The 10735-nt window shown below is 56.3% G+C and carries 10 protein-coding genes; 6 read left to right on the top strand and 4 right to left on the bottom strand.

Annotated elements, in window-relative coordinates; all coding sequences use genetic code 11:
- Window positions 1–7: 7 nt before the first annotated feature.
- The gene (locus RBB47_RS25090) at window positions 8–1318 is read left to right on the top strand and encodes a replication-associated recombination protein A (RefSeq protein WP_305988655.1); all 1311 of its coding nucleotides are present in this window, start codon (window positions 8–10) and stop codon (window positions 1316–1318) included.
- Window positions 1319–1333: 15 nt separating this feature from the next.
- Here the strand turns inward: RBB47_RS25090 and RBB47_RS25085 are convergent, their stop codons facing one another.
- Window positions 1334–2332 carry an adenylate/guanylate cyclase domain-containing protein gene (locus tag RBB47_RS25085; protein ID WP_305988654.1) on the bottom strand — a complete coding sequence of 333 codons (999 nt, stop codon included), beginning with the start codon at window positions 2330–2332 and terminating at the stop codon, window positions 1334–1336.
- A gap of 315 nt (window positions 2333–2647) precedes the next feature.
- Here RBB47_RS25085 and RBB47_RS25080 point away from each other — a divergent pair, with 315 nt between their 5' ends.
- The 3 genes from RBB47_RS25080 to RBB47_RS25070 all read left to right on the top strand — a co-directional run bounded on the left by RBB47_RS25080 (window position 2648) and on the right by RBB47_RS25070 (window position 6746).
- Window positions 2648–5038, top strand: a complete 2391-nt coding sequence (locus RBB47_RS25080) for a patatin-like protein (protein WP_305988653.1) — start codon at window positions 2648–2650, stop codon at window positions 5036–5038.
- Window positions 5039–5220: 182 nt separating this feature from the next.
- On the top strand, window positions 5221–5604 hold the full coding sequence (gene crcB, locus RBB47_RS25075) for a fluoride efflux transporter CrcB (RefSeq protein ID WP_305988652.1): 384 nt from the start codon (window positions 5221–5223) through the stop codon (window positions 5602–5604).
- A 122-nt stretch (window positions 5605–5726) separates the two neighbouring features.
- Window positions 5727–6746, top strand: coding sequence for an RluA family pseudouridine synthase (locus RBB47_RS25070; protein ID WP_305988651.1), 1020 nt, complete (start codon window positions 5727–5729; stop codon window positions 6744–6746).
- On the opposite strand, the gene RBB47_RS25065 is transcribed toward RBB47_RS25070, so the two are convergent.
- The 3 genes from RBB47_RS25065 to RBB47_RS25055 form a co-directional block, all read right to left on the bottom strand.
- Window positions 6736–7236 (bottom strand): ATP-binding protein, encoded by a 501-nt coding sequence (locus tag RBB47_RS25065; protein ID WP_305988650.1) that lies wholly within the window; start codon window positions 7234–7236, stop codon window positions 6736–6738. The genes RBB47_RS25070 and RBB47_RS25065 overlap by 11 nt on opposite strands.
- On the bottom strand, window positions 7237–7407 hold the full coding sequence (locus RBB47_RS25060; RefSeq protein WP_305988649.1) for a hypothetical protein: 171 nt from the start codon (window positions 7405–7407) through the stop codon (window positions 7237–7239).
- Window positions 7408–7472: 65 nt separating this feature from the next.
- The gene (locus RBB47_RS25055) at window positions 7473–8780 is read right to left on the bottom strand and encodes a DUF2778 domain-containing protein (protein ID WP_305988648.1); all 1308 of its coding nucleotides are present in this window, start codon (window positions 8778–8780) and stop codon (window positions 7473–7475) included.
- A gap of 412 nt (window positions 8781–9192) precedes the next feature.
- Between RBB47_RS25055 and RBB47_RS25050 the strand changes: the two genes are divergently transcribed.
- Both RBB47_RS25050 and RBB47_RS25045 read left to right on the top strand, forming a co-directional pair.
- On the top strand, window positions 9193–9873 hold the full coding sequence (locus RBB47_RS25050; RefSeq protein ID WP_305988647.1) for an HAD-IA family hydrolase: 681 nt from the start codon (window positions 9193–9195) through the stop codon (window positions 9871–9873).
- Entirely contained in the window at window positions 9873–10646 is a 774-nt protein-coding gene (locus RBB47_RS25045) for an ATP12 family chaperone protein (protein ID WP_305988646.1), read from the top strand. The genes RBB47_RS25050 and RBB47_RS25045 overlap by 1 nt, the downstream gene beginning before the upstream one ends.
- Window positions 10647–10735: the final 89 nt, after the last annotated feature.

Below are 10735 nucleotides of genomic sequence, written 5' to 3'. Positions count from 1 at the left end.
TCTTACGGTGAGCGATCTGTTCGAAGCTTCGGGTCTGACCCAAAGTGGTCCTCGGCCGCTCGCCGACCGTCTGCGTCCGTCGACGCTCCCTGATGTTGTCGGTCAGGATCATCTGCTTGGTCCTGACGGAACGCTCTCTCGCATGTTGAAGACCCGGACGCTGGGATCGCTTATCTTCTGGGGTCCGCCCGGCACTGGCAAGACAACGATTGCGCGGTTGCTTGCGAACGAAACGGATCTTGCGTTCGAACAGATCTCGGCAATCTTCTCGGGTGTCTCGGACCTGAAGAAAGTTTTTGACGCTGCGAGAGCGCGGCGAATGAGCGGCCGCGCAACACTGCTGTTTGTCGACGAGATCCATCGCTTCAATCGGGCCCAGCAGGACAGTTTTCTTCCCGTCATGGAAGACGGCACGATCACGCTTGTCGGTGCGACGACTGAAAACCCCTCGTTTGAACTAAATGCAGCGCTGCTTTCGCGTGCGCATGTGATGACGTTTCATGCGTTGTCTCTGGACGCGATCGAGCAATTGCTGAGCCGCGCTGAGGAAACGGAAGACAAAAAACTGCCACTCGATCCGGAAGCCAGGCAGGTTCTGATCCGGATGGCGGATGGAGACGGCCGGTCGGCCCTGACGCTCGCGGAGGATGTCTGGCGCGCTGCCGCGGAAGATGAGGTCTTTGATGCGGAAAGGCTTCAAGAGATCGTGCAGCGGCGTGCACCGATTTACGACAAGAGTGCGGACGGCCACTACAATCTGATCTCTGCCCTGCACAAATCGGTTCGTGGATCTGACCCGGATGCGTCCCTCTACTGGTTTTGCCGGATGCTGGATGGCGGCGAGGATCCGATGTATCTCGCCCGGCGCCTCATCCGCATGGCGGTGGAAGATATCGGGCTCGCCGATCCCAATGCCCTCGTGCAGGCGAATGCCGCCCGCGACGCTTTTCAGATGCTGGGGTCTCCGGAAGGGGAGCTCGCGCTTGCGCAGACCGTGATCTATCTCGCCACTGCGCCTAAATCCAACGGCGCTTATGTCGCTTACAAGGCGGCAATGCGAGACGCCAAGACCAGCGGGTCACTGCTACCCCCCAAGCATATCCTGAACGCACCGACCCGGTTGATGAAACAGGAAGGGTATGGGGCGGGCTACAAATACGATCACGATGCGCCTGACGGGTTTTCAGGGCAGGATTACTTTCCGGAGCAAGTGGGTCGTCAGACCTATTACGATCCACCCGAACGCGGATTTGAGCGGGATCTGCGCAAGCGGCTCGACTATTGGGCAAAGCTGCGCAAGGAAAGAGAACAGCCGTAAAGGAAGTCCAAGACCTCAGTCGTCCAGATGCAGCCTTTCCAAGGCACTTTTCAAGGACGTAATCAAGTGCTTGCGTTCTTTCGGGCTCATGCCGCTCGCTGACCCATCCGCAAGGGCTAGCAGGTCACGGGTGATCCCGTCGACATTGACATCAAGGTCAGGTTTTTCTTCGGGCACCATCGGTTCGATCACTTCATAGGTCGACACCGGGTACGCGATACCTTTGACGTTCACTTCGCCGTTGGACGCGCATTTGATCTCGTTCTTGACCTGCGAATAGGTCTCGAACGAAATCAGGATCGATCCAGGCTTGGCCAACGTTTCCAGCCGCGAAGCTGTGTTCACACCGCTTCCAATGATCGTGTAGTCGAGACGGTCGTTGCTGCCGAAATTGCCGACAGTGCAAAAGTCGGTATGAATTCCCATTCTGCACTTCACCGGTTTGGCGATACCTGCCTCGCGCCAGACATGTTGCAGCTCCGTCATGCGGTCCTGCATTTCGATCGCCATCCGGACGCAGGCAAGCGCATCTTCGGTCACGCCACGGCTTTCCGGGTCGCCGAAAAAGATCACGATCGCATCGCCGACATACTTGTCGATGGTGGCTCCGTGCTTCAACGCAATATCCGACATTTCGGTCAGATACTGGTTCAGCATACCGGTAAGATCTTCGGATTCGAGCCGGTCTGCGATCTCGGTGAAATCTGCGATATCGGAAAAGAACACCGTCAGTTTCTTGCGCTTCGACGTGATCTTGACTTCCTGCCGGCCCTCGAAAATCGACTGATAAACCTGAGGCGAAAGGTATTTTGCCAATTGCTTGGACAAAGCTTCCATGCGTTCCGATTGTTCCGCAAGCTGGTCTTCGACGGCTTCGCCATGCTCAATTGTCGCTTCGTAAAGAAGGCGAAGGTCTTCCAGCTCGGACCGGAGTGACCGGTTTTCTTCCTGCAATGCGTTTGAGGGAGCGACCTTCTTTGCCGCCCGCGAGGATTTTCCAGCACTCTTTTTCAAGGTCTTGTTCATCTCGCGATGTTGGTTCGTGATCTTGAAGCGTTCCGGCGATCGGGTGTTGCACACTCAGAATCAGCAATCACTTTGTCGCGCACTTTAGCCCAAACCCTGCGCTTACTGCGTTAAAAAATGTATTGAGGTTTGCGCACTTCGAACCGTCACGACATTTCCGTTACACATTTTCCGCGCGCGGGTTTGATCGAATATGATCACGCTGCGCCTGCGCCTGCCTTTGTTCATTACAGTTCGTAGCCACTTAAGGGATATGGCAATTCTTTTTTGTTAGAGTGGTCCGATCAATCCAACAGGCGTTCCATGAAGGAAATCGAACTCAGACTTGCGCTCGTCCTATATGGTGGTGTTTCGCTCGCCATATATATGCACGGGGTGAGCCGTGAGATTTTGAACCTTGTGCGTGCCTCGAGCATCCGATTGGATCGAAACGGCGGGAAGCAGCAAGAAAGCGATGCCTTTCGCAAGCATCCTGTTCAAGGTGCCTATCAGGACCTGCTCGATCTGCTGTCGGGTTCCGCCAATATTCGCGTGGTTGTTGATGCGATTGCGGGTGCGTCCGCCGGCGGCGTAAACGGCATCATGCTGGCAAGAGCGATCGCGCATGACCTTCCGCTCGACAGCCATAGTGAGATGTGGCTCGAAAATGCCGATGTCACCCGGCTTTCCCGGCCTCAGTCCGGTTTGTCCCGCTATCTGAAACTGTCAATTTCTCCTGTCCTGGATCAACTGATTTCATCACGCTTGGACAAGCAGATCGAAAGTGTGGAAACACGCGAAAAGCTACGCCAGTTCATGCAGGCGCGCTGGTTTTCGCCGCCGTTTTCCGGCGAACGCTTCATCGGCTGGATGCTTGATGCCTGCCAGAAGATGGAAAACGGCGACGATGAGGACCGCACGCTGATCCCGCGGGGTCAGACGCTGGACCTGTTTGTGACAATCACGGATTACAACGGCGTTACGCGCCGTATCCTCCTGGACGATCCCTCCTTTGTCGAGGAGCGGGATCACAGGCGCATTTTGAACTTCCACGCCTCTCATCGCACGCGTGGCTTTGTCGAAAGCCAGTTCGAGGCGGAAAACATTCCGGATCTCGTGTTTGCCGCGCGTGCTACTTCATCGTTCCCGGGCGCCTTTCCACCTGCCACCGTTGCGGAGATGGAGCGCGCTCTTCTGAAGGCCGATCTGCCGTGGCCAGGTCGTGACAGGTTTCTTTCCCGCGGGCTTGGACTGTCGAGGGACACGACCGCGCAGCGTTGTTTTGTCGACGGCAGCGTTGTCATGAACAAGCCCTTCGCGCCGGTGATCGAGGTCATTGAGGACAGGCCCGCAGCCCGCGAAGTTGCCCGGCGGCTCATCTATGTCGACCCGGTTCCTGTCGACATTACTGAGACGAGGGAAGGTCCGCTCGAGTTGCCCGGGTTCTTCAGGGTGATACTCGCCTCACTGGCGCATATTCCGCGAAATGAGCCGATCGGTGACGATCTGAAGGAACTGGAGCAGAACAATCGGCGCAGCCGCTGGCTGTCGCAACTGATCGATGCGACGGGCCCGGTGGTGGAGCAGGCGGTTTCCAGTCTGCTTCCAACCCGAAGATCAATCACGGCTGATGTTCTTGCCAGATGCCGGAAGGATGCGACCAATGCCGCGTTTGAACAGGCCGGTTTCGCATTCTTGAACTATCAATCCCTGAAGCTGCATGCGCTGGCTGAACGGCTTGCCAGCTTGACCGCTCGTCTGAGCTGTCTTGATAACACGCAGATCCAGGAAGAAGGCGCGTTGTCGCTCTATTCCCAGCATTTCAGTAGGCTCGCCTCGGAGAGCAAGGATGGTCTTGGCCGGACGGACCCGCACATCGTTGCCTTGTTGCGCGGGCTGGATGTCGACTACCGCATCAGGCGTTTACGGTTTGCGATCCGCAAGCTCAACGGCTTTTATCACGAGCGCAAGGACCCGACACTGCCGCCGCCCGATGCGAATGCCCTCGATCACTTGAAAGGATTGCTCTACGAGCAGATTGATCATCTGGGCTGGCGCTGGACCGAACGCTTTTTCGGTGGAAAGAGCCGTGGGCCGTCGGAAACATTCTTGAACGACATATCGGCGGGAACGCCTGGAACGGAAGATCAAGTCGACCCGCTGCTCAAGAGTCTCACCCGGATGATGGGACTTGCCGACCTGGACCGCTTGCATGATGAGCTTTTTGCCGAAACGGCGCGGGATCTCCTGGACAGAGAGCGCCATCTGTCTCTTTTGCGATCCTATATCGGGTTCGGGTTCTACGACCTGATTACCTTTCCTGTTCTGCAGCGAAATGACTTTTCCGAGGTTACAGAAATCCTTGTCGACCGGATCAGTCCGCGAGACGCAGACAGTCTTTATACCGACGGTTTTGAACTCAAGGGCAAGGCCTTGAACTCTTTCGGAGCGTTCTTCAACCGTGGCTGGCGTGAACACGACTATCTCTGGGGCCGGCTCAACGCCGCCGACAGGCTGGTCAGCATCATCTTGTCGGCAGCGGGCGAGGGCAGCTTGGCGCAGCCGCAGGTCAACCAGGCCAGGGCCCGGATTTTCCTCGCGATCCTTGAGGAAGAGCGGGAGAAACTGAAAGAGATCCCTGAAGAGATTGAACGCGTCGACGATCTGATCCGCTCAATCTATCCTGACTTCGCGCATGTCGAAGCAGAAGTGTGAGACAGCGTTTTCAGTTCGGGTCAAGCATGGAAAACTTGGCCCCATTTGCTCTGCGGGCTTGATTCAGAACAGCGGTCCGTTTCAATAAGGCAGCAAATCTACGTCAACCATTCAGCCGGCTGCTGAAGTTTAGCGGCCTCTTTGGGTCTGGGCATTTCCGTCCACGGACCGATGGAGACAACTTGAAACACCTTCTTCTTGTCATGCTGGGTGGCGGTATTGGGGCAGGGGCTCGTCATCTGGTTGCGCTTTTGACGATCAGGATGTTCGGGACCGGCTTTCCGGTAGGGACCTTGACGGTCAATGTAGTTGGGTCATTGATCATGGGCCTCCTGATTGGGTGGCTGGTGAAATCTGACTTCCAGCACGTTCAGACGGTTCGCTATTTCGTCGCGACCGGCATTTTGGGCGGGTTCACGACCTTTTCCGCCTTTTCGCTCGACACATCCGTTCTTTGGGAGCGGGGGGATGCCCATCTTGCGATGATCTATGTCCTGGCCTCTGTTCTATTGTCCATTGCCGCTGTCTTTGTCGGACTGGTGGTCGCCCGCCAGTTGGTGTCGTAAGTTTCCCTTCCAATTCGTATGGATTGCGCCTATACGCACCGGAACGAATGTCCGCCCGGAGCAGGCGAAGCGCTTCGGTTGACAGCGATCCGTTGAGATCGCCAAACGGATCTGAGAGCAAGATGTCCGCGATTGAACAGAAACAAGTGACCGCCGATGAAGCGGGCATGCGCCTCGACCGTTGGTTCAAGGCCCATTATCCAGGCCTTGGTTTCGGCAGGTTGCAGAAGCTGTTGCGCACCGGACAGGTCCGCGTTGATGGCAAGCGTGCGGAATCAAATACCCGTATCGCCAAGGGGCAGACAATCCGGATACCGCCGCTCGGCGTTGAATTGCCGGCCGACGACAAGAAAAACGCCAAGCCAAAATCCACCAAGCTGATTGCCGATGACCGCAAGGCCATCGAAGATATGCTTTTGTTCGAAGACAATCAGGTCATGGTGCTGAACAAACCTGCGGGACTGGCCGTTCAGGGTGGGTCCGGGCTCAAGCGTCACCTCGACGGGATGCTGGAGGCCTTTACCGACCGCAAGGGAAACAAACCGCGCCTTGTCCACCGGCTTGATCGGGAAACGTCCGGCATCATTCTGGTAGCGCGCACACGGCAAGCTGCACAGGAACTGACCAAGGCGTTCCGTCACCGCAACACGCGCAAGATCTATTGGGCCATGCTGGCTGGTGTTCCAAAACCCAAGCAGGGACGCATTTCAACATTCCTGGCGCGCAGCGAAGGCGAAGAGAGGATGCAAGTGGTCCGGCAGGGCGACGATGATGCGCAGCACGCCGTTTCTCTATATTCCGTGTTCGAACAATCGGCGCAGAAGCTTTCCTGGGTCACGATGAAGCCGGTAACAGGGCGCACGCATCAGTTACGCGCACATGCAGCTCATATCGGCCACCCAATCATCGGCGACGACAAGTATTTCAACATCGAGAACTGGGAACTGCCGGGCGGAATTCAAAACAGGCTGCACCTTCTGGCCCGGCGGATCGTCATCCCCCATCCGTCAGGGCATGGCACAATTGATGTTTCGGCACCTTTGCCGCCGCACATGCAGCAAACCTGGAACCTGCTTGGTTTTGATGCAAGCGACTATGATCCGGAAGCGGACGATCCGGACGAGGAACTGATCAGACGCTGACGTCAGGTGTGTGCAGACGAATGTTGAAACCTTCGGTCTCTGTCGGGTGCTGAAAGTAGCTACTGACCCTGTCAAACTCTTCGTCGGAAACCTGAAATTCATGAGTTCCCGATGCGTTGCGCTTTCTCAGCCGCCGCTTACAGACGTTGTCCGGAACATCGATCAGATGCAGTTCGTGAAGGCAACCGGCTGTTTCAAACAGATGGCGCATCCAGCGTCTGGCTTCAATCGTGTTTGCCTGAAAGTCCAGAACAACCGATAGGTTGGCGCTCAGAAGATCGACGATATGGGGTTCAATCGTGTCTCGCAGTTTTCTCGAACAGTCCACAAAATCGGAAAGCGTCTTGAGCCTGTCGGCATAAAGTCCCTTTAGCCAGGCATCTTCCTGGATTAGAACAGTTCCCGGATTTGCCGCGAGCGATCGTGCCAGTGTCGATTTGCCTGAAGCGACTTTACCGCAGATCAGATGAAGCGTCGGCCGCTCGCTCATCTAAAGGACCTGGAATAGCGCACTCAGGATCACGGATATAACCGTGACGACAACGACGCCAGCGACCAGTTTCCACGCATCAGAGCGTTTTTCGAGGCCGGGCCAACCGAGTGGCTTGATCACCTGTATTGCGGCAACCAGGATCAACAGCACTGCCAGTATCTTGGTCAAGGAAAGCTCCAGGCGAGTATAAGATCACACCGCTCTAGACAATCTCCGATGAAATCGCAAGGCGACTAGGCACCGGCGCCGCGATTGAGCGCCGCCATGTATTTCGGAAGCTTGTCCATGGACGGGACCACAATCATCTTCTTGACCTTGCCCGCTTTGAAGGCCTTCAGGAACTTGTCGTAATCCTTGAATGCGACGCAGCCGTGAGATCCCTTCGAGCGACGCAGGAGAGGAGAGTGGGCAAGCATTCCATCCCGGCCCTTCATCGCCGCCAGGTCGCGCGGCAGCATCCGTATCGCTTCAACGCCGTGGAACCGCCGTTCGCGCATTCTGAGGTCGTAAATGTTGGGTGGTGTCGGCCCAAGGTTCCTGACATGGGCGTATTTGGGATTGTCCATGCGATGACCAATGCCGGAATGCGCCACCAGTTTTGTGCCGTCCGGCATGTGAACTGTTGCAGCGCTGATGTCATAAACGGCGATGCCGCTGCCACGACCGGGAAGACCACCTTTGCGCCCGCTGAACAACTTGCCAATACCACCAAAGGCGCCATTCTTGTTTTCTTCAGGATTGCCTGGTGTTGCATAGGCGAGAACCGGTTTGACCGCCGCCGGTTTGTCTTCCGTGCGTTCCGTCACAACTAGCGCCGGGCGCGCAGGTGGTTCCGGTTTTGAACCTGGAACGGGAACCAGGAATTCCAACGGGTCTTCAATGTTTCCGGAAAGGCTTTGTGTTTGTTCCTCAAGCTCCGGTGTCACGTCTGAAACAACGCCGGTAAATTCCCGGGAACTAGGAAGAGAAGCCGTAACGATAACGTTTTCGTCTGTTTCAGACCGTGGTTCCCTTGCTTTGGCTACAAGCTCGCGGACATCGGGAGAGGGGATTACGGTTTCACGTGTCGCTGCCAGCGAGCGCGAGAGATTCAATTGCGCGAGTTTCTTGGCGAGCTGCTGTTTTGCTAGTCTTTTTGCTTCAGCGTGGTTGAAAGGCTTCTCGGAGGCATTCTGGCTGTTGCCGTCTTCCGGAAACTGCACTGTTCCATGAGATTCTGTTGAGCGCGGCAAGGCTAGTGTTTGCGCCGGTACGCTTACGATCGCTCCGATGTTTCTTGCCAGCAAGTCCGGGCGACTTTCGCTCACTTCAAATCGAAGGCCAACGCTTCCCGGTGCTGCGTGCACCAGCGTCTGAGGTTGTGTCGCATCAATTGAAGCTGAGTAGTGAGATGGTGCGATTGTCGGGCCGAAGATCATGATCGCTGCCGCCAGAATTGCGGAGACAATTGACAGTGCTGCAATCAAAACCGGAAAAACGCGTTCGCCGTTGATGCTCTTTTCCTGGAGGTCCTGATCGGGTCGCTGCTTTTTCTGCTGCATTCAGGCAAAACCACTCTGTCGCCCGCAGTTTTACGAACTGCGTTTCAAAAACTTTTCTCGATTTGGCGACAAACTGCCCCAAACGACTGCGCCCACCCGCGCTTAGTACTATCCGGCATTATGGTAACCGGTTGGTTTACAAGTATGGTTAACCAAACCTTACGCTGCGTAGGTGCTCCGAAAACCACTACAAAAAGGCAAATTTCAGGCACACTTTCAGAAACAGGCAATTTCGGCCGATAGTTGTATGTCACTGGTTGTATTGAATTACTTGCTGCTACTGACCCAAGGCGCGTGGCTATCCGCTGCCGACTTTTCACCTGCCTCTTTAAGCCGGTGAGGCAAGCCCTCTTGACCGGGCGGGCAAAACCCGGCACATGCGGGCCTCGGCTGAAGCGGCGAAGGGCTCGTCATGTATCTGATAGTTTTTGATGTCGACGGCACTCTGGTCGATAGCCAGGAGACGATTTATCACGGTCTTCAGGTGGGGTTCGAACGTGTTGGTCTGCCAATGCCGGACCGGAAAACCGCGCTGTCGATTGTCGGCAGGTCGCTTGAACAGGCGTTTGCGGATCTCGTCGGAGACGAGCACCTGGACAAGATACCGGTCATGGCCGACGCGTATCGGCAGTCCAAGATCATGCGCCGTCAGCAAGGCGCGGAGATTGACCCTCTCTACCCCGGTGCCAGGGAAGCCATTGACCGCCTGCATGCGCGAGACGATATCCTGTTGGGTATTGCGACCGGCAAGGCTTTGCGTGGTGTGCGCCACATGCAGGATACCCATGATCTCCACGGCAAGTTCGTGACGATCCAGACCGCCGACACGTCTCCATCGAAACCGCATCCGGACATGATTGAGCGTGCTCTTGCAGAGACCGGGGCAGAACCTGAGCAGACCGTCATGATCGGCGATACCGGGTTTGACATGGCCATGGCAAGGGATGCCGGCGTGCATGCGATCGGTGTTACCTGGGGCTATCATGATCATTCCAGGCTGGTGGAAGAAGGGGCTACCCGGATCATTCATGACTTTCAGGAGCTGGATTCAGCACTTCTTGAAATTCTTAAATTCGACAAGGAAACAGCGTGATGCGCGATCTTCTTGAAACTTTGCATGAAGGCGCGGCTAAGGACCCGGAACAGCGTGCGCGAGAACTCTCCCGGCGCGAATTGCCCAAGCGCTTCTACGAAAAGGCCTCGTTTTCGGAAGCCGAAGGTGGATTTGCAATCCAGCTTGACGGGCGGGTCGTCAAGACCCCCGGAAAGTCGACGTTATTGTTGCCCAACGAAGCCGTCGCTGCGGCCGTTGCTGGTGAATGGGCGGCCCAGGAAAAGGAAATCAATCCGGGTACGATGCCGCTGACAAGGATTGCAAACTCTGCGCAGGATGCAGTGACCCTGCAATTCGATGATGTGGTTGAGGATATTGTCGGGTTTGCCGGAAACGACGCGCTTTGTTATCGGGCGGATGATCCACAGAGCCTCGTTGATACGCAGCGCCGCCTCTGGGACCCTGTGGTCGATTGGGCAAGTGGTCTGCTTGGCGGCAGGTTTGTGCTGATCGAAGGTGTCATTCATGCGGCGCAGCCTGACGACCTGCTCTCAGCCTTCAGAAACAGGATATCCAGTGAAACACCGCTTCGGCTCGCAGCGCTCCATACCGCGACCAGTCTCACCGGGTCGGCGCTGCTCGCGCTTGCTGTGAAGGAGCAGCACCTCAACGCTGAAAGCGCCTGGTCAGCTGCGCATGTGGAAGAGGATTTCAACATTGAGCGCTGGGGCGAAGATGCGGAAGCTGCCCAGATCCGCGCCTACAAGCGCACAGAGTTCGATGCAGCGGCGCTGATCTTGGAGAAGGCCTGAGGGCATTTGCCCGGCAATTGGCCATGACGTGTCCTGGGTCCCCGCGAAAACGGGGACCCAGGAATCCTCATGGTCAGCGGTGTTTCATT

Source organism: Roseibium sp. MMSF_3544, assembly GCF_030732845.1.
Taxonomy (GTDB): Bacteria; Pseudomonadota; Alphaproteobacteria; order Rhizobiales; family Stappiaceae; genus Roseibium.
Note: the sequence above shows the minus strand (reverse complement) of the source record. Positions and strands in the feature narration are given on the sequence as shown.

Bases quoted from the DNA above. Each gene is read 5' to 3' on its own strand.
- RBB47_RS25070 (WP_305988651.1), top strand. From the start codon at position 5,727: ATGTCCGCGATTGAACAGAAACAAGTGACCGCCGATGAAGCGGGCATG.
- RBB47_RS25065 (WP_305988650.1), bottom strand. From the start codon at position 7,236: ATGAGCGAGCGGCCGACGCTTCATCTGATCTGCGGTAAAGTCGCTTCA.
- RBB47_RS25045 (WP_305988646.1), top strand. From the start codon at position 9,873: ATGCGCGATCTTCTTGAAACTTTGCATGAAGGCGCGGCTAAGGACCCG.
- RBB47_RS25080 (WP_305988653.1), top strand. From the start codon at position 2,648: ATGAAGGAAATCGAACTCAGACTTGCGCTCGTCCTATATGGTGGTGTT.
- RBB47_RS25055 (WP_305988648.1), bottom strand. From the start codon at position 8,780: ATGCAGCAGAAAAAGCAGCGACCCGATCAGGACCTCCAGGAAAAGAGC.
- RBB47_RS25050 (WP_305988647.1), top strand. From the start codon at position 9,193: ATGTATCTGATAGTTTTTGATGTCGACGGCACTCTGGTCGATAGCCAG.